Genomic DNA, 23,493 nt, shown 5'->3' with positions numbered 1-23,493 from the left:
GGCCGGCCGCGCGGCTCGGGGTGCCCCGGGGACACGGCGGCGGTGAGGCGGCGACGGTGCCGGCGGGAGGAATACCAGGCACCAGAGCGACGCATCCCCGCAATCGTCGAGGGCGTGGAGAACCAGCCGTCCCGTTGCCCGCGAACAGAGCCGACAACACCGCACCCGCCGGCAAATCAGCGAGCGGCAGGCTGACATTCTTCCGAACAAGACGCCACATCTTTGCGCGACCTTGTCGGGCGATTTCGGCGTCCCTTCCTCGCGCGTCCGGCGCCCGACCCAGGCCGGGGCACGGCGCGACAACCACCGACCGACGGCGTCGGCCGGGGCCGGCCGGTACATCAATGCCGGGAATGCGGAACGGAGCACGGCCGGCAACATCTCGTCGCGCCCGGTGACGAATGCCGCCCGGCGGCGCCGTGATTCGCGCGCGACCGGATTGGAAGGATCTCCGGGGGATATGGATCATTGCCGGATCGCGGCCAACCGAGGCTGTTGCGGATCAGACGCTGCCGGGCTTGCCCAACCACCCCTCATGGTCAACCGACTTTCCCGCCGGCAGGTGTGACTGAAAAGTCACGAGTAGCGCGTGCACGGCGGCAACCCACGGTGAGACCACCACAGCGGGCCGCCCTCCGACCACTTCCGGCCCTGACCCTCCGGACGGCCGGGAAACCGCGGCCAGGACCATCGAACCCATCTGTCCGGCTATGGAGGCACCACACCACGGGCCCCGGTAGCTCTGGCCGGGGGGTGGTCGGGCTTGCGGGGCGGGCCGCCGGCCGGGCCCACTCGCCGAGGGTTCCCCACCGGCGGGTGGGGTATTCCGACCGTGCTTCCGCGGACGCGGCGCCACCCGGGCGGCGAAGGAGGCGGCGGATGGCCGACATCGTGGTCGGGGTCGACGGCTCACCGGGCTCCCACGTGGCGTTGTGCTGGGCACTCGACGAGGCCGAGCGGCACGGCTGTGGGCTGCGGGCCGTCGTCGGGATCGGACACGGCGGCCCACCCCGGCCGGAGACCGCCGACGGCCTGGCCGAGCGGGCGGCCCAGGTACTGCACGAGACCGTCACCGCCACGGCCCCGGCCGGGTCCGCGGTCCACGTGGCCGAGGAGGTCGTCGATCAGCCCGGGGCGGAGGCACTGCTCACCGTGGGGCACGACGCCCGCATGATCGTGGTCGGGGCCCGCGGGCGGGGCCTGCTGCACCGGCTGCGGGTCGGCTCGGTCAGCGCCTCGGTGGCCGTGCACTCGCCGGCACCGGTGGTGATCGCCCGCGGCGGCGACCCGGCCCAGACCCGCGGCCGACCGGCGCGAGCGGTGGCCGTGGGCGTGGATGGTTCCCCGAACTCGCTGGCCGCCCTGGCCTGGGCCGCCGAGGAGGCCGACCGGCGTGGGGTTGCGCTGATCGCCGTGCACGCCTGGCTAGCGGCCATCCCGCTACCCTTCGCCGAGGCACCCGGGGAGATCACTCAGGCGCTGGAGGAACAGGCCCGGGCCGCGCTCGACGAGGCAGTCGCCACGGTGCACGACGCCCTGCCCGCCGGGCTGGAGCTGCGACGCCGGGTGGTGCCGGACTCGCCGACCCAGGCGCTGCTCGCCGCCGGCCGGGAATGCGACCTCGTCGTCGTCGGTGCCCGCGGCCATGGCGGATTCGCCGAGTTGCTGCTGGGTTCGGTCAGCCATCAGTGCATGATCCACTGTCCGACTCCCGTCGCGATCATCCGCAGGCGGTAGCCGGCCGTCACCGAGTGGGCCCGTGCACGACCGTGTGCACGTCCGCCACGACCTGCGACCAGGCGTACCACCGCACGTTGTCCGCACCCGGCGCGGGATCCCAGGGATTTCGCAGCAGCACCCGTCCCCGCGCGGCATCCACCGCCAGCGCCGGGTACGCGTGGGCGGCGACGAGGCCGCCGGGCCGGGTCCGGCTCCGGGTCGCGAGCACGACGACCTCGCCTCGGCCGAGCAGAGCCGCGAGGTCCGCGACACTCGTCGCGCGGGCGGCTCGCCGGCGCACCGGCCGTCCGGTGAGGGTCCCCAGGGCGACCGAGGCGCTGCCGAATCCGATCGCGGGGTACCCGCCGTGCAGGCGGGCGTACGCCTTCTCGTAGAGCGCCGGCCAGAGCTCAGGCTGGCCCGCGGCGTTGTCGCCGTCCATCGCGATCTCCTGGACCGCCTCGCCACGCCCACCGCCGCCGGGGGGCGCGGGTGCGGGCACCCGGCTCGCGGGCAGCGTCGCGGTCACCGTCACGCCAACCGGCGCGCCCGAGCCCGGGTGGAGGCTGATCGTGACGGTGCCGTTGGAATTGCGCCGCAGCCGTTCGGCGAGCAGGGCGGGGTCCTGCCGCGCGAGGCCGATCAGCGCCGCGGCGAGGTAGCAGTCGGCGACGGCGCCCTGCCCGACATCACCAGGGTCGGCGCCGTCGTGCACGATGGCATCCCCGGACCGGTCCACATCGACGACCGGTCCCGACCGCTCGCCGCCGCCGGGCGGCGGGGCGGCGGGTTCCAGCCATGGCACGGCCCGCACCAGCTCGCCGAGCAGGTCGGGCGGCGCCCCGGCGAGCAGATCGTCGGCGAGGCCCGCGAGTTCGGCCGCGGCGAGCACCGCCCCCGGCTTCGCCGTGCCGGCCAGCCGCGCGGCCATCGCGGCGAGGACGGTCAACGGCCCGCCCCGCAGCTGCCCGATCACTCCCGCGCGGGCCGGACCCGGCAGGTCCGCCAGCCGCGCCCGGATCGCCCGCAGCCGCTCGACGCCGGGAGTGTCCGGTCCGGCTCCAGACCCGGACCCGGCATCGGACCCGGACCCGGCATCGGAGCCAGACCCGGCATCGGAGCCAGACCCGGACCCGGACCCGGCATCGAACAGGGCCAGCAGGCCCGCCGCCACTGCCAGGGCGGCCGGCGACGCGGGCGGGGCGGCCGGCGACGCGGGCGGGGCGGCGGGCGTCCGGCCGACCCGTTCGGGCGGATCGCTCGGCCCGGCCCGGCGCAGGGTGATCGGCGCGGCGGCGAAGCGGGCCATCCGCAGCTCGATGTCGGCGGCGACGGCGGGGGCTTCGACGGCCACGAGCCGCAGCCCGCGCCCGGCCGCCCCGACCATCTCGACCATCCCGACCATCTCGGCGGACGTCCCCATGCGCGCCAGGGTGCGGTCGGCCTCGCCGACGGCGACGGCCACCGCGCGGCCGAGCGCCGCCGCCCGGTCCGCGGCGGCACGCAGGCGCGCGGCGAGGACGCCCAGCAGGACCGGATCGAAGCGAACCGCCGCGCCGCCGATTCCCCCGACCCAGGCCTCGGCCGGCGCGGACGGCCCGATCGGCACCCGCGACGAGGTCGGTCCGGGCGAGATGGCCGCAGCGGACCAGGGGCCTGGGTCGGGCAGCACCCAGCCGGCCGCGAGGCGGTCGAGCAGCGCGGCGCGGGCCCGCAGCGCCTCGGCATCCGCGTCGAGAGCCGCCTGCCAGGCCAGGACGCTGCCGCCGAACCGGGCCTGCAGGGGCGAACCGGCGCCGCCCGCGGCCCGAACCCCGGTCAGCACAGCAGCCACCCCGGTGGCGGCCCGGCGCAGGGCGGCGGCGTGCCGGCACAGGTCGTCGGCCGCGCCGGCCGACACCACGGCGCCACCCGTCGGAGCAGGTCCCTCGCGCATCCGCCCGTCCGTCCGGCTCGGTCCATCCCGATGATCAAAGGGTAACCCGGCCGGTCCGGCATCGCCGCGCCGGCCGCGAGGCCGCGACCGAGGGCACCGCGCCGCGCTAAAGTTTGATCATTTAGCCACGAGTGGCGCGCGATCAGGTGACCGCGGCGCCGAGCTTCCGGGAGGGCGTCCGTGACCGAGGCCGTCGTCGTCGCCGCCACCCGCTCGCCGATCGGGCGGGCCTTCAAGGGCACGCTGCGGGGGCTTCGGGCCGACGACCTCGCCGCGACGATCATCCTTGCCGCGCTCGACCAGGTTCCGATGCTCAACCCCCACGAGATCGACGATCTGATCGTCGGCTGCGGGCTGCCCGGCGGGGAGCAGGGGCACAACATCGGCCGGGTCGTCGCGGTCAGCCTCGGTCTCGACGGCGTGCCGGGCACGACGGTCTCCCGGTACTGCGCGTCGTCCCTGCAGGCGATCCGGATGGCGATGCACGCCGTCCGCGCCGGGGAGGGGGACGTGTTCGTCGCCGCCGGGGTCGAGGTCGTCAGCGGCTTCGTCAAGGGCAACAGCGACAGCCTGCCCGACACCCAGAACCCCAGCTACGCCGGCGCCCAGGCGCGGACCGCGGCGCGGGCCGGCGCCGGCTCCCCGTCGTGGACGGATCCCCGCCGCGACGGGGAGCTGCCGGACGTCTACATGGCGATGGGCCAGACGGCGGAGAACGTCGCCCGGCTCACCGGCGTGGGTCGCGCGGAGCAGGACGAGTACGCCTGCCGGTCGCAGCACCTCGCCGAGCAGGCCGTCGCCGCCGGCTTCTACAAGCGGGAGCTCACCCCGGTCCGGCTCCCCGACGGCACGGTCGTCGACGCCGACGACGGCCCCCGGCCGGGCACGACCATCGAGGCCCTCGCCGCCCTGCCGCCGGTCTTCCGGCCCGACGGCACGGTGACCGCCGGCAACGCCTGTCCACTCAACGACGGCGCGGCGGCGGTCGTCGTGATGAGCGACACCCGGGCCCGTGAACTGGGCGTCACCCCGCTTGCCCGGATCGTTTCCACCGGAGTGAGTGCGCTCTCGCCCGAGATCATGGGGCTGGCGCCGGTCGAGGCGTCCCGGCAGGCGCTCGCCCGGGCCGGGATGACGATCGACGACGTGGACCTCGTCGAACTCAACGAGGCGTTCGCCGCACAGGTCATCCCGACCTACCGCGAACTCGGCGTCGACCTGTCGAAGCTGAACGTGCACGGCGGCGCGATCGCGCTGGGGCACCCGTTCGGCATGACCGGCGCGAGGATACTGACCACGCTGATCAACGGGCTGCGCACCACCGACGCGACCATCGGGCTGGAGACGATGTGCATCGGCGGGGGCCAGGGCATGGCGCTCGTCCTGGAACGGCTGTCCTGACTCCGGCTGTCCCGAGTTCCTCAGGTGCCGGCCACTCCGTCAGGTGCCGGGGCTCGGGACGGCGTCTCCCGGGGCATTGCCCGCGAGACGGGCGCCGGCATCGTCCTCGGTCGCGGCCCGCTGCGGCGGCGCGGCACGGGGCGCATCCCCGCCGGACGGGTCCGGAGCATCGGCGAGGGTCGCGCCGACGGCGGCCGAGGAGCCCTTCCTGGCACGCGGCACCTCGGATGCGGGTCGACCGAGGGCCTCTGGACGATCGCGGATGACCGCCCCGGGTGACGGTCCGCCCGCCAACACCACCGGTGCGCCCGTCCCCGGTGCGCCCGCCATCGCGGCGGCGGGCAGGGCCCGGACCGGCAGGTGGAAGGCGATGGCCCACAGCCGCAGGCGGGCCTGGACCTCCGGCCGGGTGAGCTGGACCGCAGCCACGACCAGGCCGCCGCCGATGATGCCGTCGAGCCAGTAGTGGTTCGCCGTGATGACCACGACGATGGTCGTGATGATCGGATGCAGGACGGCGAGCCACCGGGCGCGGGCGCGCAGGATGGTGATCACCCCCCACGCCTCCAGGATGGACCACCCGATGTGCAGACTCGGCATCGCCGCGTACTGGTTGGCGACGGTGTCGTGCGGCCCGTAGGGCGACGGCCCGAACACCGCCCCGGTGTCGACGAGATTCACTCCGGGCACCAGCCGCGGCAGGAATCGGGGGGGCGCCAGCGGGTAGGCGATGTGAATCAGCAACGCGACACCGGTCGACGCCATGATGACCGTCCGCACCCGGCGCCAGGCCGGCCGCTGAAAGATCAGCACCCAGAGCAGAAAGATGATCGCTGCGGGGAAGTGCACGGCAATGTAGAAGCGGTTCGCGAACTCCAGCAGGTGGCTGGAGTGCAACGCGAGGGACTGAATGGACGACTCGTTCGGCAGGTCGAACAGGCGCTCGACGTGCCAGACACGCTTCGCGTGGTGCAGGGCCACGAGCTCCCGGCCGTCGGCGAAGTGCCGGCCCAGCCCGTAGAGCCAGTACAACGAGCCCAACAGAACGACCTGACCCACGATGAAGGCGCTACTGCGCAGCGCCCCGGCCGCCCGACCAGGTCGGTCACTCCGACCGGAGCCTCGGGCCAGCGCGGCCGGCCGGCCCGGCCCGCCCATCAGGGTCTGGCCCGTCGTGCTCACCATGAGCAGCTCCGAACCATCTCCGCCTCCCCATCACGACACTTCCCGTTAACCCATCCATCGTTCCTACCGACCGATCGGTAAGGAGGACCGGGAAAAAGATGTGAGATAGGGCTCAGTCCCCGGAACTCTGCTCGACATCTCACGCTGGGTCGCATAGCGGTCCCAGCCGTGAGACCGGCGGCGGACGAGTGATCGCCTCCCGCAGGAGCCTTACCCGCAGATTAATGACAGGGAACCCACTTCCTACGTTTTCACCGCAGGTAGGTCGTCGCCCCCGCAACCGCCCCGCTTTCGGACATCGACCGGCGTAGGACGAACGATCCGGCGACGGCGGCGGGTGTGACCGGACGGGGAACCCCCGGCCTCCAGCGGTGCCCGTGATCCCCGCCGCGCGGCCGCGCCGGACTCGGCCGGGACCGGCGGGGATCGGTGGGGACCGGCTGGGCTCGCCGCGACTTCGGCGACCTTTCGGACTTCGGGCCAGCCGGGCCCCCGCGGCTGTGTTACGCAGATAGCGCAGGTGCATGCCATCGGTCACCACAACGGCAGGGAGGTTGACCGCCATGATGTCCGCATCCGTCGGAGACAGGTTCGTCGTCCACGGCCGCACCGTGGGCAGCCCGGAACGGCACGGCGTCGTGATCGAGATACGTGGCGCCGACGGCGGTCCGCCGTACGTCGTTCGGTGGGACGACGGGCACGAGGGGCTGTTCTTCCCGAGCTGTGACTCGCTCGTCGAGCTCCACGTCGCCCGGGAGACCGTCCGGGTCTGAACCACCGGCGTCGGCGGTCGGCCGGCCCCGCGCCGGCCGACCGCCGACGATCACGCCACGCCGCCGCCGCGCACCGGCACCATCGGGCGACGCATGGGGGAGGTGCGGGGTCGCTCCCCGGCCCGCCCATTCCTACGGCCACCTTCAGGCCGAACGAGGGTCACCGGGACGGCATTGCGTCTATGAGGCGTCGAGACCTCCGCCGCCGATTACGCAATGTGCCCCCTCGGTTCCATTCGGAAGTTGTGCAAAAGATCAACGTCCGAGCTACTCCCCTCGGATGTGATCTGCGCTATACACCGAGGGGTGTAGCCCTCGGACCGACTGGTCACTTTGCGTTGATCCGGAGGCCAACGAAGACTCCGGAGCGTGCCCGATGCCGCCAAGCACCATGCCAGCCGATGATCCGACGAGCCCTCCTGACCCGACCGACCGCACGAGCTCGTCCGACGCGGATCCCGGCGGCCCTTCCTCGCGGAGGCCGACCGGTCCACGAGGGCGCGGGCCCGCCGACCCGCCGGATGGCCCGGGCGGGCGCTGGCGGGCACTCGTCGCACGCAACGGCCGGCGCTCCGGTGTCGTCGCCGTCGTGACCCTGCTCGTCACGCTCGTCCTCGGGTACGGGCTGAACCGGCTGGAGTTCACCACCGGCCAGGACAACTACCTCAACAGCGATTCGCAGGTGGCCCGGGACAACGTCGACTACCAGTCGTTGTTCGGCGGGCAGGCGATGCTCACCCTGTTCACGATCGAGCGCGGCGCCGACGCCGGCGATCTGTTCACCCCGCACAACATCAAGCAGTTCCGGGACCTGCAGGCCGAGCTCGACGCGGACCCGCGCATCCAGTCGGCGATCACCCCGCTGACCGCGCTGGAGTTCACCGACAACCTGGTGCGCAGCAAGAACGGCAACGTCCTCGACAGCCCGGCCGCGAAGATCCTGCTGGGCGCCCAGAGCCGCGACCCGGATCCGGGCTCCGCGCAGCGCCGCCTCGCCGACTCGCTGGCCACCCTGAAGCGGATGCAGACGATCCCCGAGGCACAGCGCACGGTCGACAACCCGGCCTGGGTGGATTTTCTGCTCCACGACAACACCGGCGCGATCCGCAAGTCGCTGCGGCCGTTCTTCCCGACCCCGTCGACCGCCCAGATGGTCACCCGGCTGGAGGGCAACGCCTCGCTGGCGGCCGAGGGTGAGGGCGCGCGGATCGTCGAGCGTGCCACCTCCGGGCTGCGGTTCGACCACGCGACGACGATGACCACCGGCGCCGCCGTACTGCTCCGGAACATCAACAACTACCTCCGCGGCGGCTTCCTCACCCTCGGCGCCATCTCGCTGGCCCTGATGGCGGGGCTGCTGGTCGTCGCGTTCGCGGTGCGCTGGCGGCTGCTGCCGCTCGGGGTCGTCGGGGTCGGGCTCATCTGGGCCTTCGGTCTCGCGGGATACATCGGCGTGCCGCTGTCCGTGGTGACCATCGCCGGCCTGCCCGTCCTGCTCGGCGTCGGCATCGACTTCGCCGTGCAGTTCCACAGCCGGGTCGAGGAGGAAGCCCAGCTCGACCGGGCCGGCAACCCCGTGGTGGCGGCCCTGGCCGGGCTGCTGCCCGCGCTGGCGCTGGCCACCGTCGCCGCCGTGCTCGCCTTCCTGGCCCTGGAGTTCAGCCAGGTTCCGATGATCCGGGACTTCGGCACGCTGCTCGCGCTCGGGCTGCCGGTCATCGTCGTCGCGACGGTGCTGCTGCTCACCGCGTCGCTGACCATGCGGGAACGGCGCCGCCCCACGCCGCCGAAGGACTACACCCACGGCCCGCTCGGCCGCACCGTCATCCGGCTGGGCGCCCTGCCACGGATCACCGCGATCCCGCTCGTCGTGGCCGCTGTGGCGATCTTCGTCGGCGGGATCTTCGCGGACGGCCGGCTGACGATCCAGACGGACCCCGAGAAGTGGGTCGACCAGCAGAGCCAGGTGATCAAGAACATCAACACGCTGCGGGCGAGCACCGGCTCGGCCAGCGAGCTCGGCATCTTCGTCAAGTCGGGCGACGTGTTCGACGACGCGACGGCGGGCTTCGTCGGCAGATTCGCCAACGCACAGCTCGCGGCCCACCCTGACGACCTGCTGGACGCCTCCAGCCTGGTCACGACGATCAGCTTCATGATGGAGGTGCCGAACACCACCGTCGTGATGCCGACCGGCGCGGACATCCGGCTCGCCTACCAGGTGGCGCCGCCCGACATCCAGCGCGCCATGGTCAACCGCGAGCACCACGCGCTGAACCTCGTCTTCAGGACCGGCTCCGGGTCGCTGGAGCGCCAGGCCGGCGTCGTCGACGGCATCCGCGACCACGTCCGCCCCCCGGCCGGCATCAGCGCCACCCCGTCAGGGCTCGCCGTCGTCGGCACCGGTCTGCTGGACAACTTCGCCAAGAACCGGGTCGAGCTGACGTACTACGCCCTGGCCGCGGTGTTCGTCCTGCTCGTGCTCTACAACCGGAGCCTCGTGCGGGCGGTGCTGTCGGTGGTGCCGGTGCTGATCGCGGTGGGCCTCAGCTCGATCATCGCCCTGCTGATCGGGGTCGATCTGAGCCCGCTCACGGCGGTCAGCGGCCCGCTGATCATCGCGTTGTGCACGGAGTTCACGACCCTGCTCGTGCTACGCCACCTGGAGGAACGTCGCCGGGGCCTGGGGCCGCTCGAGGCGGTCGAGGCGGCCGCGGCCCGTACCGGACGGGCCTTCCTCGTCTCCGCGCTGGCCGCCGTGATCGGCGTCGCCGTGCTGGCGTTCAGCTCGTTGCCGCTGCTGCGGGACTTCGGCCTGCTGGTCGCCCTGAACGTGGCCGTCGCGCTGCTGTCCGCGCTTGTCGTCCTGCCTCCGCTGCTGGTCTGGGCCGACGAGCGGGGTTGGGTGCACCGCCGCGGCGGCGGCGGCGCGGTCGCGGCGGCGGAACCCGGATGGTTGGACAAAAGGCTCATAAGCGGGCAGGCGGCTACAGGGAGGACCGGTGAGGGCCGGCCATCCGGCACACCGCGCAGCGGCGGGGGCGCGGCCGGCGCCGGTGACGCGGGGCCGGGCGCGCCAGGGGCCGCGCCGGCGGCGGGAGTCCGACCAGCTCAGCGGGCATCACGGCGAGGGTGAGGCAAAACCCGGGCCGGGCTACCCCGCTGTGCGGGCGGGACTGGGCGGCCGTGCCGCCCGGCTGGCCCGGGTCTTCGCTCCCCTGCCCGCATGTGGCACGCTCAGGAAACGTGTTCCCGGGCCGGCGCATCACGGCCACCGCCGCCGCTGGCGGGTGGTTCCCGGGACTCCGCACCCGCCACCCAGGCTCGGCAGCCGCCCGAGCGTCGAAGGAGAAGGCATGAGTTTCGACTTCAAGGTCGCGGATCTCGCGTTGGCCGAGTTCGGCCGCAAGGAGATCCGTCTTGCCGAACACGAGATGCCCGGCCTGATGGCCACCCGGGCGGAGTACGCGGCCAGCCAGCCGCTGCGGGGCGCCCGCATCATGGGCTCCCTGCACATGACGATCCAGACCGCGGTCCTCATCGAGACCCTGGTGGCGCTCGGCGCCGACGTCCGCTGGGTCTCCTGCAACATCTTCTCCACCCAGGACCACGCGGCCGCCGCGATCGTCATCGGGCCCAACGGCACCAAGGACGACCCGCAGGGCGTGCCGGTCTTCGCCTGGAAGGGCGAGACCCTCGAGGAGTACTGGTGGTGCACCGACCAGGCGCTGGCCTGGCCGGACGGCGGCACGCCGAACATGATCCTCGACGACGGCGGCGACGCGACCCTGCTCGTCCACAAGGGCGCGCAGTTCGAGGCGGCCGGCGCGGTCCCTGCGACCGACCCCTCGGACAGCGAGGAGTACGCGATCGTCCTGGAGACGCTGCGCCGCACCATCGCCGAGAAGCCCGGCCGCTGGACCGAGACGGCGCGCAACATCAAGGGCGTCACCGAGGAGACCACCACCGGCGTGCACCGTCTTTACGAGATGGCCAAGGCCGGCACGCTCGCCTTCCCGGCGATCAACGTCAACGACTCGGTGACGAAGTCGAAGTTCGACAACAAGTACGGCTGCCGGCACTCGGTCATCGACGGCCTCAACCGCGCCACCGACGTGCTCATCGGCGGGAAGGTCGCCGTCGTCTGCGGCTACGGCGACGTCGGCAAGGGCTGCGCCGACGCGCTGCGCGGCCAGGGCGCCCGGGTCATCGTCACCGAGATCGACCCGATCTGCGCGCTGCAGGCCGCGATGGACGGCTTCCAGGTCACCGTGCTCGAGGACGTCGTCGGGATCGCCGACATCTTCGTCTCCACCACCGGCAACTTCAACATCATCACCGCCGAGCACATGGCCGCGATGAAGCACCAGGCGATCGTGTCGAACATCGGACACTTCGACAACGAGATCGACATGGCCGGCCTGACGAAGACCGCCGGCATCGAGAAGATCAACATCAAGCCGCAGGTCGACGAGTGGGTGTTCCCGGACGGCCACTCGATCATCGTGCTCGCCGAGGGCCGGCTGATGAACCTCGGCTGCGCGACCGGCCACCCGAGCTTCGTGATGTCGAACAGCTTCACCAACCAGGTGATCGCGCAGATCGAGCTGTTCACCAAGACCGAGAGCTACCCGGTCGGCGTCTACGTGCTGCCCAAGCACCTCGACGAGAAGGTGGCCCGACTCCACCTCGACGCGCTCGGGGTGAAGCTCACCGAGCTGACCAAGCAGCAGGCGGACTACATCGGCGTGCCCGTCGAGGGTCCGTACAAGGCCGACCACTACCGCTACTAGGTCCCGCTGCTACTCAGGACCCGCTGCTACTCAGGTCCCGCTGCTACTCAGGACCCGCTGCCGCCGGTACTGGCGGCCATCCCTGGCGGGGGCCCTCTCCACCGGGAGAAGATCAGGGCCCCCGCCGGGTGCGGCCGTCAGCGCCGGAAGGACGACCAGCAGACCGACGTCCACGCCGGGTCGCTGGTGTCGCCCAGGTCGTACCAGCCGTCCGGCAGGTAGGTCCCCCAGGTCACCGGCGGCCCGTCGGCGCCGCTGCCGCCGCCGGCGGCGGGGCGCGGCACCCCGAAGGTCGCCTCCCCGCCCGGGCAGCCCTGGTGCTCGAACCGGAACGTGGGCTCGCCCGCATCGACCCCGCGGCCGGCCTCGGTCCGGCACAGCAGCGCCGTCGCCGGCCGCCAGAACGTCGCGATGTGGGCGTAGTAGCCGGCCTCGAGCCAGGTCGCGCCGGTCGCCGGCGCCCCGTCCGACGCCGGCACGCTGACCTCGCTGACCTGGCCGGACGGGCAGCTCGCCCAGACCACGCCGCCGGCGCGGGCGGCCCCGGCGTCGGCCACGGCGAACAGCCCGGTCAGGGCGATCGTGGCGCCGGCCGCCGCGAGGGTCGTGCGGGTTGGCCGGGATCCGCGCAGGCAGCGGCCCCGCCGGCGCGGCGCGGTGGGCCGGGCCGGTGGGTGGTCGTCGCCGGGAGCGGGAGGGCCCCCCGCGGGGGCGCGCATCGGTCGCCCGGCCCGCCGTCGCGAGGCTGCGGCATACGGCATTGAATGCCTCCTTGTCGAACCCGGCCGCGAACGACCGTCGAACGAGCCGTCTACGCGGGATCGGAACGCCCGTTCCACCATTTGGTCCGGGATTCCCGTAAATAAAACAGCAGGTGCCCGTCAGGATAGCGAGAGTTGGTGGGACGTTGGGATTTCGTTCGCCCCCGGCCCCGCGCCGGGAAAGGCGGGAGGGGCGAGATCCTCGGCCACCGTGGTCGGTCCGGCTTGCTCACGCGCCGGCCGGGGAAGCCGGCAGTCCCTTCACCGGGGCGGCGGCGGGGGCCAGTGGGGGCAGCTCGCGGCGAAACTCGATTTCGGTCGTCGCCGAAAGGTCGTGCAGGTCGCGGCTGTGCCCGGTAGCCCGGTAGCCCAGCCGCCGGTACAACCGGTGAGCGTCGGTGAACCTCGTGTCCGTCCACAGCCGCATCTGCCGCGCCTCCCACCTCCGGGCCTCCCGTTCGGCGCGGCGCACCAGGGCCGCGCCGAGTCCTCGGCGGCGGGCGAGGGCCGACACGTACAGCGTCTTCAGCTCGGCCGCCGCCGCGAGGTTCGCCACCGGTCGGGCCCACACCGCCACGCTGGCCAGCACCCCGCCGGCCGGCCCCGCCGCCCCGGCCGGATCGGCGGGGTCCGTCGGGACCACCCACAAGGCCCGAGCGGGTTCCCCCGCGCCCGCCGCATGGGCCGACCCGGGGGCCCGCAGCCAGGGCTCCTCGGCGTCCACGTCGAGGACGCAGCTCGGGTACTCCGCCCAGGCGGTCGCGATCAGGTCCTGAAGGGCGGCGGCGTCGGAGTCCCGCACCCGCCGCAGGCCGGGGAGCAGCTCGCGGCGCATCCACACGTGTTCGATGCCCGCCTCGACGTCGGGTTCGCCGATCGACCGGTACCCCTGGCGGGTGTAGAAGTCCGTCACCCTCATCTGGGCGTGCAGCTCCACGGCCGGCAGGCCGCGCTCCCCCGCCCGTCCCTCCAGGGCCGCGGTGACCAGCCGACCCAGGCCCCGGCCGCGCCAGGCAGCGGAGACGGCGACCCGCCCGATGACCCCCGCCGGCTCGGTGTCCGGCTGGCGGGGCCCCGGATCGAGCAGGCGGGCCGTGGCCACCGCCCGACCGTCGCCGTCGAGGACGACGGCGTGGTCCGCGGTGGCGTCGAGGCCGTCGTACTCCAGCTCCGGCGGCACGCCCTGCTCCCGGACGAAGACCTCGTACCGCAGGTCGAGCACGGTGCGCGGGGGCGCCCCCGCGAGCACTGTGACGGCGGCGTCGCCGGAGGGCCCGGTCACCGGCACTGGTCCGATCGGGGGAGACGCAGGCCGGATCCGGACATAGGCCGGCAGTCTAGGCGCCGGGCCGGCAGACGGCCGGCGGGTGAGTCCGGACCCGGGCCCCCGAACGAGGCGGTCCGGCGCCGGATGCCGACGGCGGGCGGCGCGCAGGTTCCGTGGGCGGTACGTCCGGGCATCCTGCCCGATACAAACCGACAACCATCAGACCCGGCATCACGACCATCTCGGCGCTCCGAGTAGAAAGCAGGACTGTACCGGTCGGACCGACCATCCTAGGTCGGCACCGACTATCGACCGCACGAAGAGGAAGCGGCCCGGAATCGTGAGTTTCCAGACGAGGACCTGTCGTGACGACGCGTGCGCACGGGAGGGCCGCTGACGATGGCGCCGACCCTCTACCCGCCCGCCCGGCTGCGGCCGGTGCGGAACACGTCCGGCACGATGATCCAGCCGACCCGCGGACTCATCGCGCACGTCCAGGTCGGCACCGGCTCGCTGTTCGGCTGGTTCGACAACGCCGCCAGCCAGGTCAGCTCCCATCTCTGGCTGTCCAGGAACGGCGACTTCGAGCAATATGTCCCGTTCGATCGGCGGGCCTGGGCGCAGGCGGCCGGGAATCCGTACTGGATCTCCTGCGAATGTGAGGGTTACGACACCGAGGACTACACGCCGGTACAAATCACCAGGCTGGCCGAGCTGTTTGGCTGGGGGATGCGGGAGTTCGGCTGGAAAGGGGAGATCGCCGACTCGCCGAACGGGTATGGCCTCGGCACCCACCGGATGGGTGGGCAGGCATGGGGCGGGCACACCTGCCCCGGCGACCTGCGCGCGGCACGCCGTAGCGACATCCTGTCGCTCGCGCTCGGTAATGGTCGCGGTGCGGCGTCCGATCCCCGCGACCGGTACGTCGGCCGGCCGACGCTGCGCGAGGGCGCCCACGGCGCGGATGTCGTGGAGCTCCAGAACGCGCTAAACATCATCTTCGGCCACGAGGCGCCGACCGGCGATCCCAACCGGATCAGTCCGGATGGCAAGTACGGGCAACGCACCACCGCGCGGGTGGCCTCGCTACAGCGCTACGCGTCCCCGTGGTTCGGCCGCATCCCCGATGACGGCATCTGCGGAGCGAACACCTGGCGCAAGATCGGCTACATCCTCACCGGAATGAACCGCGCCGTCTGACGCCGTCCCGCCCGGCCGGGCCGGCAGCCTCGGCAGGGGGCCGGCAGCCTCGGCAGGGCCGCCGGCGGGGCCGGCGCCTCCCCGCTGCGATGTCAGCCAGCCCGGCTGGCGAGCTCCGCGCCGGCCGCGCGCAGCCAGCGCAGCGGCTCGGCCATCGCCGCCTGCGCACCGCCCGCCAACCGGGTCAGGGCGACCTCGGCGATGGCCCCCTCCGGACGGGGGGCATCCACCTGGCCCGCGGCCAGGAGCACCGGCACGCCCGCCGCCCGGGCCAGGGCCAGCACCCCGCCCACCACCTTGCCCGCCAGGGACGTGCGGTCGAAGCGGCCCTCGCCGGTCACCACCCACCCGGCCCCGGCGAGGGCGGCCGGTAGGCCGGCCGCCTCGGTGATCGTCCGGACGCCCGGCACCAGGTCGGCGCCCCAGGCCGCGGCGAGGCCGTAGGCGGTGCCGCCGGCCGCGCCCGCCCCCGGGGCCGTCGGTTCGCCGCCGAGCACCTCGGCCAGCCGCCGCAGCCCGGCCGCGAGCAGGTCGACGTCGGCGGGGCCCGCCCCCTTCTGCGGCCCGAACACGGCTGCCGCGCCCGCGGGGCCCAGCAGGGGGGCGTCCACGTCGACCAGACAGCGCACCCCCCGGAGCGGCGGGGGCCGCAGGCCCGCCAGCTCCACCCCGGCCAGCCCCGTCAGGGCACCCCCGCCCGGTGGCAGCACCGCCCCGCGCGCGTCGAGGAAGCGGGCCCCCAGCGCGGCGAGGGCGCCGGTACCGCCGTCGGTCGAGGCCGAACCGCCCAGCGCGACCAAAATCCGTTGGGCCCCACCGGCCAGGGCGGCCCGCAGCGCCTCACCGAGGCCGATGGTCTGCGCCCGCAGCGGGTCCGGAGCCAGCATGAGCGGCAGACCGCTCGCCCGCGCGAGTTCGATCACGGCCACGTCGCCCGGCAGCGCCAGCCATTCGGCGTCGTGCGGGCGCCCGTCCGGGCCGGTCACGCGCACCGGGTGGCGTACCGAGTCGGGCACGGCGGCGGCGAAGACGTCGAGGGTGCCCTCGCCGCCGTCGGCGATCGGCAGCGTCACGATCTCGTCGTGCGGCCGCCGCGAGCGCCAGCCGTCCCCGAGCGCCGCGGCGACCTCCGTCGCGGTCGCCGAACCCTTGAACGAGTCGGGTGCGATGACCACCCGCCGCGGGCGGTCACCCGCCGCCGATCCGGTTCCGCCCATCGGGCGCACCGCGCCGTTCTCGTCTGCCCGGCTCAGCCGGCGGCCGGAGCGGTCAGCGGAGCCGGCGTCGCGAGCCAGGCATCGATGGCGGCCAGGGCCGCCGCCCGCACCGGCTCCGGGGCCGCGCCGGCGAGCACCGAGCTACGCGCACAGGCCGCCAGCTCCTCGTCGGACAGGCCGAGCTCGCGGCGGCACAGCTCGTATTCCTCCAGGCAGGTGGGCCCGAACAGCAGCGGGTCGTCCGCGTTGATGGAGCAGCGCACCCCGGCGCGCAGAAGGGCCGGCAGCGGGTGCGCGGCCATGGACGGCACGACCGACAGCAACAGGTTGGAGGTGGGGCAGACGTCCAGGCACGTGCCCCGGTCGAGCAGGTCGTCGACGAGGGCCGGGTCCTCGATCGCCCGGATGCCGTGCTGCAGGCGGTCGGCGCCGAGGGTCTCGACGGCGCCGCGTACCGACTCCGGACCGTCGAGCTCGCCGGCGTGCGGGGTCGACAGCAGTCCGCCCTCCCGGGCGACCCGGAACGCCGCCGCGAACGGTTCCGGTGGCCAGCCGTTCTCGTCGTTGTGCAGCCCGAGACCGACGATGCCCCGGTCGGCGTGGCGCAGGGCCGTGCGGGCCACCTCGACCGCCTGTTCGGGGGAGTCGTAGACGCGGTCCACCGCGGCCATCCAGCGGACCGTCACCCCATGCCGCGCGCCCGCCTCCTCCGACCGGGCCAGCACGGTCTCCCAGGCGGCCTCGGCGCTGCCGAAGACACCCAGGTGGGCATACGGCCAGAAGCTGGGCTCGAGATACACGACGCCCTCGTCGGCCGCGTCGCTGACCATCTCGTCGACGAGCCGCTCGAAGTCAGCCGGGCGGCGGAAGACCGGCAGGATCCCGCCGATCACGTCGCTGAAGCCACCGAACTCCGTGAATCCCCCGGTCCGGGGGGTCGGAATGCCCGCGGCGGCGGCCAGATCGGCAAGCGTCGACGGCCGCATTCCCAGCTCGAAGTGCAGGTGCAGATGCCCCTTGGGCAGGCAGCGGAGGTCCCGCATCGACGTCCTTCCTCCTCGCGGCACGGCTTCACGCCCTCGTGGCACGGTTTGACGCCGTCCCCGGCGTCCGGACTATCACATGCCGGCGGGGGCGGTGGATCGAAACCTATGCCGGCCCCGCGGGGCCGTGTCCGGTCGGCGGCGGCTTGTTACCTGCCTGTCACCTCCCGGCATGCGGACGGCGCCGGGCCACGCGCGGAGGAGGAAGGGAAACGGCGCGGCCGGCCCGATGTCGGACCGGCCGCGCCGCTCGTCGTGCTCCGTTCAGCCGCGATCACCAGCCGCCGGCGGGGCTCCCCGGGTTGCGGCGGTTCTGGGCACCGGTGCCCTGGCCACCCGCCGCGCCGCCCGAACCGGGGGTGTACGGCGCGCCACCCGGGCCGGGCGCGCCCGAAGCACCACCCGAACCGGGAGCACCCGTCGAACCGCCCGAACCGGGGAAGCCCGAAGAACCGGCCGAGTCGGGGGTACCCGAAGCGCCGAAGGACGGGTCGCCCGGCGTCCCGCCCGCGCGGGGGTCCCCCGGGCTGCCGGCGGCGTCGGGCCGGGGCACGTCGCCGCGCCAGCCGCCGGTCTCGCTCTGGCGGTGCTCGATGAACGACTTGAACCGCTTGAGGTCGGCCTTGACCCGCCGGTCGTCCACCCCGATGGCGGCGCCCGCCTTCTCGGCGAGTCCCTCGGGCTGCCAGTCCATCTGGACCGTCACCCGGGTCTCGTCGTCCGCGAGCCGGTGGAAGGTCACCACGCCGGCGTGCGAGGTGCCCTCGGTGCTCTTCCACGCCACCCGCTCGTCGGGTAGCTGCTCCGTGATCGTGGCGTCGAACTCCCGCTCCTGCCCGCCGACCTTCACCTTCCAGTGGGTGTGGGTGTTGTCGAGCTGCGAGATGGATTCGACACCGTCCATGAAGTTCGGGAAGGACTCGAACTGCGTCCACTGGTTGTAGGCGGTGCGAATCGGGACGTGGACCTCGATCGATTCCTGTACCGTGCTCGCCATGTTTCCTCCCGGCTGACTTCGGTGTCGGATGCAACGCTCATCCCCAGCCGCCAGCCCCTAACACACCTGTGCGCAGGACGCCGGGGACTGAGCACCGCGACTGCGCGGGACACGAGCAGCACGGCTGCCGGTGGTGCGGCGCGGCGGCGCCGCCGGCTCAGCCGAACGATCGCGGCGTGGCCCGCGTCGACGCCCGACGGGCCGCGGCCATCGCGACCGCGGCCTCCGCGAAGCCGCGGATGACCGGGTGCGGGCGGCTGGTATCCGAGCCGAGCTCGGGCTGGAACAGCGTCGCCAGAAAGAAGGGATGGCCGGGCAGCTCGAGAACGCGGACGTCGCCGGACTCGTCCACCCCGCTGAACCGCAGGCCGTGGGCGAGCAACAGGCCGACGTGGTCCGGGTTGATCCCGTACGAGCAGTAGTACCGCTCGACCGTGCGGTCCGCGCCGATGACCCGTTCGGCGAGGGAGTCGCGGGTGATCCGGACGGCGCCCTCGTGACCGTTCAGGGCACAGGCGATCGGCACGATCAACGGGTGGGGCGCGTCGGGGTCGACCTCGGCGTGTGCGGCGTCGGCGAAGCCGCACACCGAGCGGGCGAACTCCAGCACGACGTGCTGGAGGCCGCCGCAGGTCCCGAGGAAGGGAATGCCCCGCTCCCGCGCCGTGCGGACCGCCGCGAGCGCGCCCGCCTCGCTGGCGTACGGGCTGCCGGGCACGAGCCAGATGCCGTCGAAGCCGTCGAGCGGCCCCGCGGCCACCACCTCGTCGGTCGGGATCCAGTAGACGTCCACCGGCAGTCCGTCGCGCCGGCGCAGCGCGTCGAGCAGGTCGGGGATGCGGCCATGCGCGGCGATCTCGGCGCTGCGGTCGCCGACCAGCGCCACGCGCGCAGGAGGTGCTGAGCCCGGGAGAGGCCCTGAGCCCGGGAGAGGTGCTGACCGCGTCACGGGTGCGGCCGATGCGACGGGTGCGGACGGCGTGGCGGCGGCGCGGGAGGTCATGCGTCGATCGTCGGCGAACTCCCAGTTCAGGTCCAACGATTATGGATGCATCCAGCATAAGCAAGACTGATGTCGTGGATCCCCAACAGCTACGCACGTTCGTCGGCGTCGCGACGGCGGGGTCGTTCTCGGCCGCCGCCCGCGAGCTGGGCTACACGCAGTCCGCCGTCTCGCAGCAGATCGCGGCGCTGGAGGCCGACCTCGGCGTCGCGCTGCTGCACCGCCGGCCCGTCGGCGTCACGGAGGCCGGCGCCCGCCTGCTGGAGCATGCCGGCCCGTTGCTGCTGCGCCTGGCCGCCGCGCGCACCGACGTCATGCGCACCGCCGGCGCGCCGAGCGAGCGGTTGACGGTCGCCACCCATGCGCTGGCCGCCGACCGGCTCGCACCGGTCCTCGCCGACGTCCTGGCCGGCCGGCCCCGGCTGGACGTCCGCGTGGTCGTCGCCGGCACCGTGACGGTGGCCGACGGCGTGGCCCGGGGCGAATTCGATCTCGGCCTCGCCGTCGGGCTGGCCGCCTCCGGCGACCCGTTGCGACTACCCGACGTGGGGCCCGTTCGGGCGGTCGGGGTGGCCGCGGATCCGGCCGCCGTGGCCCTCCCTCGCGGGCACCCGTTCGCCCGGCGCACCGGGCTGCGGTTGGCCGACCTCGTCGACGCCCGGTGGATTGACGCACCCGAGGTGGCGAACGCGGTGGCCGATCTTCGGATCGTGACCGGGGAGCTGCGGTTCCGGGCACACCTGCGCTATGACGGCGCGGACGTCGCGGGCCTGCTGGCGCTCGTCGCCGCCGGCCACGGCCTCGGCATGCTTCCCCGCCGCCTGCTCGCCCCCGGCCGGCCGCCCGGTCCGGCCTGCGGCGACGACCCTGACACGCACGATCCCGACACGCACGACCCCGACACGGACGGCGGCGACACGCACGGCGGCGACGACGACGGCTCGAGTACCGTCCGGGCGGACCCGATCGGCGTGCGGCTGCTCGGGCCCGCCCCGGAATTTCGCACTGAGCTGCTCTGGACCGGCCGGCCGGGACCTGCGGTTCTGGCTCTGTCCCGGGCGCTCGGCGGGTGACGGCCGGGCCCGGACCGCAGCAAGTCTGACGCTGGTCCAGCGCGCCGAGCCGGGCGGGGGGTAGGCTGGAGGTGTTGCTTGTTTCTCGGTGCGTGACCTACGCGGGAGAACGGCACGACCAGACCACGGAACCGATCGGGGTCTGGTGCGAGGCCGGTACGCGAAGGACGCCTACCGGGAGCGCGGCAAGGAGAAAGTATCGTGGCGCAGGGTACCGTCAAGTGGTTCAACGCGGAGAAGGGCTTCGGATTCATCTCCGTCGACGGTGGCGGCCCGGACGTGTTCGTCCACTACTCCTCGATCGTGGCGGACGGCTACAAGTCCCTGGATGAGGGCCAGAGCGTCCAGTTCGAGATCGTGCAGGGCCAGAAGGGACCGCAGGCGGACAACGTGACTCCCGCCTAAGGTCGCACCACCCCCAGCTTTGCGTTCGGCGCGTGGCTCCACCCCAGGAGCCACGCGCCGAAACTGCGTTGTGGACCGGGTCTCATCCGGCGATACTTCGCCGATGTCCGCCTTCTCGCAGTTCGACCTGCGCGGATACCCGACTGTGGACGTCCGGACCGGCTACGAACAGTGGTCGGCCAGCTATGAGCGGACGGTCGAGGACTTCATGGACCTCGCACTGCTGGCCCGACTCCGGCAGCCGGCGTGGGCGCAGGTCGTGCGGGCGGCGGACCTCGGCTGCGGCACCGGCCGCACCGGCGCCTGGCTGCGCGCCCGCGGGGTCGCGGCCGTCGACGGCGTGGACCTGACTCCGGGGATGCTGGCTCTCGCCGCGCAACGAGGCGCACACGACCGGCTGGTCGTGGCGGACGCGACCGCCACCGGCCTGTCCTCGGCCGGCTACGACCTCATTGTGGCCTGCCTGATGGACGAGCACCTGGCCGGACTCGTCCCGCTCTACGCCGAAGCGGCCCGACTGGCCCAGCCCGGCGGCCTGTTCGTCCTCGTCGCCTTCCACCCGCACTTCATCATGACCTCCGGCATGCCGACCCATTACACCGACGGCAATGGCACGCAGCGGGCGATCACCACCCACGTCCACCTGCTCAGCGACCAGATCGAGGCGGGTCTGGGCACTGGCTGGACGCTGGCGGAGATGCAGGAGAACGTGGTCGACGACTCCTGGCTCGCCGCCAAGCCCAAATGGGGACGTTTCCGCGGACACCCGTTCACCCTCGCCCTGGTGTGGCGCCGGGACCTCGGCTAGTACCGGGGCCTTGGGTAGTGCCGGGGCCTTGGGTAGTGCCGGGACCTTGGGTAGTGCCGGGACCTGGGGTGACGCCGGGGCTCAGCGCTCAGCGACGGGGCAGGCGGACGACCGTGATGAAAAAGTCGTCGATGAAGCGCACGTCGTCGACGAACCGATCGAAGTCGACCGCCTTCGTCACGTAGGCGTTGGCGTACAGGTTGTAGCTGTGCAGGATGTCCTCGGCCGCGTCCGACGTCGTGAGCACCACGACGGGGATGCGGCGCAGTTCCTCATCGGCCTTGATCTCCGCCAGCACCTCGATGCCGTTGCGGCGGGGCAGATTGAGGTCGAGCAGGACCAGGTCGGCGGTGGGGGCGTCGGTGAACGGCGCCTCGCGCCGCAGGAAGGCCATGGCCTCGATGCCGTCGTTCACGACGTGCAACCGGCCGTTGATCCGATCGTCGGCGAACGCCTCGCGAGTCATGAGGACGTCCCCCGGATCGTCCTCGACCAGCAGCACTTCGAACGAGTTGACGGGCAGACTCGTCGTCATCTGGCACCTCAGGATGTGTGGCCGACCTGCGGTGCGGTCAGCCGGCGGTGAAGGCGGGGAGGTTCGCAACCTCGTCGGGGGCGATCGGGAGTGCCACCGGCCGAAAGCCCGAATACGGGCCCCGAACTGAGGGTTTCCTGACGGTACGCCAATTGAGGTGACCTGTCGCCCTCCACCTCGGCGACAGCGCCGTCGCTGTGCGCACAGCAGAGGCGGCCACAGTCGGCGGTGTGACCATTGTCATAACTGACCATCCATGGTCGGGAGTGGCGGGCACTTCCGGCGGAGGGTGGCGGCTGCGCCGCCCGGCGAGACGTAGCCTCGGTCTGCGGGCCCGCCTCGGTCCCGAACAACCCGGACCGGAACCCGCGAGACAATGTCGACGCTCGGCCCGGCGCGGACCCCTTCGAGTACCGGCAGGTCCCGCGGACGGCTCGCAGCCCTGGGAGGTCAGTACGGACGCCACGGCCGACATCAGCGGGCGGGCGGACATCGCGGCGCTGGTGACGGAGTTCTACCGGCGGGCGTTCGCCGATCCGCGGCTCGGCCCCGTCTTCGTCGACGTCGCGCGGCTCGACCTACCCGCGCACCTGCCGGTGATCTGCGACTTCTGGCAGGCGGTGATCTTCCGGGCCGGCACCTACCGGCGCAACGCCTTCGGGGTACACGCCGAGCTGCACGCCCGCGTCCCGCTCACACCGGAGCTGTTCGCCCGCTGGCTGAAGCTGTGGACGGCCACCGTCGACGATCTGCACAGTGGTCCCCACGCGGACCGCGCCAAGCTCCAGGCCCACCGGATCGCCGATTCGATGGGCCGCCGCCTCGCCGACGCCCCGACGACGTCCGGGACGGCCGCCCCCGCCAACTCCCGCGCCGTCACGGTCTCCGGTCGGCGTCGTAGGCCGTCCGAGCCCGACTGATCTCGGCCGCCGACGCCTCGAACAGGTCCGCCAGGGCGCGCAACTGCCCCGCGACCCGGCCGCCCAGCGGGGTCAGTGAGTACTCGACCCGCGCCGGGATCGTGCTGACCACCTCGCGGATCACCAGGCCGTCGCGCTCCAGGACCTGCAGCGTCCGGGAGAGCATCTTCTCGCTGACGCCCTCGACGCGGCGACGCAGGGCATTGAACCGGTAGCTGCCCTCGCCCAGCGCGAGCATGGCGAGCATCCCCCATTTGGACCCCACGTCCTCCAGCGCCGCCCGCGAGCTGCATCCCCGGGCGAAGACGTCGCTGATGAGCTCGTCGCTGGGCCCGATCTCCCCGGGACACGGCTCGGCCACCGCCATATCACGCTCGGAAGACATGGTCGCAAGCCTACGATCCGTCTGAGGACTAGCACTATCTGATAGTTAGTACTTACCAAAGGAAACTGCAAC

Annotated in this window: 20 protein-coding genes; 10 read left to right on the top strand and 10 right to left on the bottom strand. The window is 73.1% G+C overall.

Translation table 11 applies throughout. The features are described from left to right. Nucleotides 1-879: 879 nt before the first annotated feature. Nucleotides 880-1,737, top strand: a complete 858-nt coding sequence (locus tag AC5R91_RS20440; protein ID WP_495392933.1) for a universal stress protein — start codon at nt 880-882, stop codon at nt 1,735-1,737. A 7-nt stretch (nt 1,738-1,744) separates the two neighbouring features. Here AC5R91_RS20440 and AC5R91_RS20435 read toward each other — a convergent pair whose 3' ends face one another. Further along, nucleotides 1,745-3,655, bottom strand: coding sequence for a C2 family cysteine protease (locus AC5R91_RS20435; RefSeq protein WP_495392932.1), 1,911 nt, complete (start codon nt 3,653-3,655; stop codon nt 1,745-1,747). 180 nt (nt 3,656-3,835) lie between these two features. Between AC5R91_RS20435 and AC5R91_RS20430 the strand changes: the two genes are divergently transcribed. After that, the gene (locus AC5R91_RS20430; protein WP_495392931.1) at nt 3,836-5,056 is read left to right on the top strand and encodes an acetyl-CoA C-acetyltransferase; all 1,221 of its coding nucleotides are present in this window, start codon (nt 3,836-3,838) and stop codon (nt 5,054-5,056) included. 39 nt (nt 5,057-5,095) lie between these two features. Here AC5R91_RS20430 and AC5R91_RS20425 read toward each other — a convergent pair whose 3' ends face one another. Beyond that, nucleotides 5,096-6,241, bottom strand: a complete 1,146-nt coding sequence (locus tag AC5R91_RS20425; RefSeq protein ID WP_495392930.1) for a phosphatase PAP2 family protein — start codon at nt 6,239-6,241, stop codon at nt 5,096-5,098. A gap of 566 nt (nt 6,242-6,807) precedes the next feature. Here AC5R91_RS20425 and AC5R91_RS20420 point away from each other — a divergent pair. The 3 genes from AC5R91_RS20420 (at nt 6,808) to ahcY (ending at nt 11,807) form a co-directional block, all read left to right on the top strand. Continuing rightward, a complete protein-coding gene (locus AC5R91_RS20420) occupies nt 6,808-7,014 on the top strand; it encodes a DUF1918 domain-containing protein (protein WP_495392929.1) in 207 nt (68 codons plus the stop codon). Between the two features lie 376 nt (nt 7,015-7,390). After that, nucleotides 7,391-10,150: an efflux RND transporter permease subunit gene (locus AC5R91_RS20415; protein WP_495392928.1), complete on the top strand. Its 2,760-nt coding sequence runs from the start codon at nt 7,391-7,393 to the stop codon at nt 10,148-10,150. 220 nt (nt 10,151-10,370) lie between these two features. Further along, nucleotides 10,371-11,807 carry an adenosylhomocysteinase gene (gene ahcY, locus AC5R91_RS20410; protein WP_495392927.1) on the top strand — a complete coding sequence of 479 codons (1,437 nt, stop codon included), beginning with the start codon at nt 10,371-10,373 and terminating at the stop codon, nt 11,805-11,807. A gap of 137 nt (nt 11,808-11,944) precedes the next feature. Here the strand turns inward: ahcY and AC5R91_RS20405 are convergent, their stop codons facing one another. Together AC5R91_RS20405 and AC5R91_RS20400 are read right to left on the bottom strand one after the other, a co-directional pair. Next, complete coding sequence (locus tag AC5R91_RS20405; RefSeq protein ID WP_495392926.1) at nt 11,945-12,568, bottom strand: hypothetical protein; 624 nt, start codon at nt 12,566-12,568, stop codon at nt 11,945-11,947. Nucleotides 12,569-12,797: 229 nt separating this feature from the next. Next, on the bottom strand, nt 12,798-13,850 hold the full coding sequence (locus AC5R91_RS20400; protein ID WP_495392925.1) for a GNAT family N-acetyltransferase: 1,053 nt from the start codon (nt 13,848-13,850) through the stop codon (nt 12,798-12,800). A gap of 384 nt (nt 13,851-14,234) precedes the next feature. On the opposite strand from AC5R91_RS20400, the gene AC5R91_RS20395 reads away from it, so the two are divergent. Further along, nucleotides 14,235-15,035, top strand: a complete 801-nt coding sequence (locus AC5R91_RS20395) for a peptidoglycan recognition protein family protein (protein WP_495398015.1) — start codon at nt 14,235-14,237, stop codon at nt 15,033-15,035. 92 nt (nt 15,036-15,127) lie between these two features. Here AC5R91_RS20395 and AC5R91_RS20390 read toward each other — a convergent pair whose 3' ends face one another. The 4 genes from AC5R91_RS20390 to AC5R91_RS20375 form a co-directional block, all read right to left on the bottom strand. Then, nucleotides 15,128-16,252 carry a glycerate kinase gene (locus AC5R91_RS20390; protein WP_495392924.1) on the bottom strand — a complete coding sequence of 375 codons (1,125 nt, stop codon included), beginning with the start codon at nt 16,250-16,252 and terminating at the stop codon, nt 15,128-15,130. A 32-nt stretch (nt 16,253-16,284) separates the two neighbouring features. Then, nucleotides 16,285-17,295, bottom strand: coding sequence for an adenosine deaminase (gene add, locus AC5R91_RS20385; RefSeq protein ID WP_495392923.1), 1,011 nt, complete (start codon nt 17,293-17,295; stop codon nt 16,285-16,287). 274 nt (nt 17,296-17,569) lie between these two features. Continuing rightward, nucleotides 17,570-18,292, bottom strand: a complete 723-nt coding sequence (locus AC5R91_RS20380) for an SRPBCC family protein (protein ID WP_495392922.1) — start codon at nt 18,290-18,292, stop codon at nt 17,570-17,572. Between the two features lie 157 nt (nt 18,293-18,449). Continuing rightward, entirely contained in the window at nt 18,450-19,178 is a 729-nt protein-coding gene (locus tag AC5R91_RS20375) for a CTP synthase C-terminal region-related (seleno)protein (protein ID WP_495392921.1), read from the bottom strand. 191 nt (nt 19,179-19,369) lie between these two features. On the opposite strand from AC5R91_RS20375, the gene AC5R91_RS20370 reads away from it, so the two are divergent. The 3 genes from AC5R91_RS20370 (at nt 19,370) to AC5R91_RS20360 (ending at nt 21,581) form a co-directional block, all read left to right on the top strand. Continuing rightward, a complete protein-coding gene (locus AC5R91_RS20370; protein ID WP_495392920.1) occupies nt 19,370-20,368 on the top strand; it encodes a LysR family transcriptional regulator in 999 nt (332 codons plus the stop codon). Between the two features lie 201 nt (nt 20,369-20,569). Continuing rightward, nucleotides 20,570-20,773 carry a cold-shock protein gene (locus AC5R91_RS20365; protein WP_009741546.1) on the top strand — a complete coding sequence of 68 codons (204 nt, stop codon included), beginning with the start codon at nt 20,570-20,572 and terminating at the stop codon, nt 20,771-20,773. 103 nt (nt 20,774-20,876) lie between these two features. After that, entirely contained in the window at nt 20,877-21,581 is a 705-nt protein-coding gene (locus AC5R91_RS20360; protein WP_495392919.1) for a class I SAM-dependent DNA methyltransferase, read from the top strand. Between the two features lie 88 nt (nt 21,582-21,669). On the opposite strand, the gene AC5R91_RS20355 is transcribed toward AC5R91_RS20360, so the two are convergent. Then, complete coding sequence (locus AC5R91_RS20355) at nt 21,670-22,116, bottom strand: response regulator (protein ID WP_495392918.1); 447 nt, start codon at nt 22,114-22,116, stop codon at nt 21,670-21,672. A gap of 503 nt (nt 22,117-22,619) precedes the next feature. On the opposite strand from AC5R91_RS20355, the gene AC5R91_RS20350 reads away from it, so the two are divergent. After that, complete coding sequence (locus AC5R91_RS20350; protein WP_495392917.1) at nt 22,620-23,036, top strand: group III truncated hemoglobin; 417 nt, start codon at nt 22,620-22,622, stop codon at nt 23,034-23,036. On the opposite strand, the gene AC5R91_RS20345 is transcribed toward AC5R91_RS20350, so the two are convergent. After that, complete coding sequence (locus AC5R91_RS20345; protein WP_495398014.1) at nt 22,993-23,403, bottom strand: winged helix-turn-helix transcriptional regulator; 411 nt, start codon at nt 23,401-23,403, stop codon at nt 22,993-22,995. The two genes, AC5R91_RS20350 and AC5R91_RS20345, sit on opposite strands and share 44 nt — an antisense overlap. Nucleotides 23,404-23,493 lie beyond the last annotated feature (90 nt).

The sequence above is a fragment of the Frankia sp. BMG5.60 genome, from assembly GCF_059428125.1.
This window is presented reverse-complemented; position numbering and strand designations above follow the sequence as displayed.

What these genes read in the sequence shown, in the direction of transcription:
- AC5R91_RS20440 (WP_495392933.1), top strand. Translation starts at nt 880, where the DNA reads ATGGCCGACATCGTGGTCGGGGTCGACGGCTCACCGGGCTCCCACGTG.
- AC5R91_RS20435 (WP_495392932.1), bottom strand. Translation starts at nt 3,655, where the DNA reads ATGCGCGAGGGACCTGCTCCGACGGGTGGCGCCGTGGTGTCGGCCGGC.
- AC5R91_RS20425 (WP_495392930.1), bottom strand. Translation starts at nt 6,241, where the DNA reads ATGGTGAGCACGACGGGCCAGACCCTGATGGGCGGGCCGGGCCGGCCG.
- AC5R91_RS20420 (WP_495392929.1), top strand. Translation starts at nt 6,808, where the DNA reads ATGTCCGCATCCGTCGGAGACAGGTTCGTCGTCCACGGCCGCACCGTG.
- AC5R91_RS20415 (WP_495392928.1), top strand. Translation starts at nt 7,391, where the DNA reads ATGCCGCCAAGCACCATGCCAGCCGATGATCCGACGAGCCCTCCTGAC.
- ahcY (WP_495392927.1), top strand. Translation starts at nt 10,371, where the DNA reads ATGAGTTTCGACTTCAAGGTCGCGGATCTCGCGTTGGCCGAGTTCGGC.
- AC5R91_RS20405 (WP_495392926.1), bottom strand. Translation starts at nt 12,568, where the DNA reads ATGCCGTATGCCGCAGCCTCGCGACGGCGGGCCGGGCGACCGATGCGC.
- AC5R91_RS20395 (WP_495398015.1), top strand. Translation starts at nt 14,235, where the DNA reads ATGGCGCCGACCCTCTACCCGCCCGCCCGGCTGCGGCCGGTGCGGAAC.
- AC5R91_RS20390 (WP_495392924.1), bottom strand. Translation starts at nt 16,252, where the DNA reads ATGGGCGGAACCGGATCGGCGGCGGGTGACCGCCCGCGGCGGGTGGTC.
- add (WP_495392923.1), bottom strand. Translation starts at nt 17,295, where the DNA reads ATGCGGGACCTCCGCTGCCTGCCCAAGGGGCATCTGCACCTGCACTTC.
- AC5R91_RS20380 (WP_495392922.1), bottom strand. Translation starts at nt 18,292, where the DNA reads ATGGCGAGCACGGTACAGGAATCGATCGAGGTCCACGTCCCGATTCGC.
- AC5R91_RS20360 (WP_495392919.1), top strand. Translation starts at nt 20,877, where the DNA reads ATGTCCGCCTTCTCGCAGTTCGACCTGCGCGGATACCCGACTGTGGAC.
- AC5R91_RS20355 (WP_495392918.1), bottom strand. Translation starts at nt 22,116, where the DNA reads ATGACGACGAGTCTGCCCGTCAACTCGTTCGAAGTGCTGCTGGTCGAG.
- AC5R91_RS20345 (WP_495398014.1), bottom strand. Translation starts at nt 23,403, where the DNA reads ATGGCGGTGGCCGAGCCGTGTCCCGGGGAGATCGGGCCCAGCGACGAG.